Origin of the sequence: Micrococcus sp. GbtcB5, from assembly GCF_019091605.1 — a bacterium.
Lineage (GTDB): Bacteria > Actinomycetota > Actinomycetes > Actinomycetales > Micrococcaceae > Micrococcus > Micrococcus luteus.
This window is the reverse complement of record NZ_JAGXJK010000147.1, coordinates 1-292: the sequence shown is the minus strand read 5'-3', so window position 1 is coordinate 292 and position 292 is coordinate 1. Positions and strand designations below refer to the sequence as shown.

General features: G+C 79.1%; 1 pseudogene. It reads right to left on the bottom strand.

From position 1 onward, the window contains the following. Positions 1–292: pseudogene (locus tag KVS67_RS14180) on the bottom strand (transglycosylase); the annotation flags it as partial.

The window sequence follows — 292 nt, the reverse complement described above, 5'->3', positions numbered from 1 at the left end:
GCGGCGGCACGCTGGGCGGCAGCCTTGTCGGCGGCGGCCTGCCCGGCAGCAGCCTGCTTGGCGGCCCAGCGCCCGGCGGCGGCCTGCTCAGCCGCGGCCTGCTCGGCAGCAGCCTGCTCAGCCGCGGCCTGCTCGGCAGCAGCCTGCCCAGCCGCGGCCTGCTCGGCAGCAGCCTCGTCTGCGGCGGACTGACGCTGCACGGTGGCGGTGCGCTCCACGGCGCCCGGGGCGGCCTCGGTGGCGTCCACGTCACCGGCCTCCGCGTCAGCCTGGGTCAGGCCCAGCTTCTGCG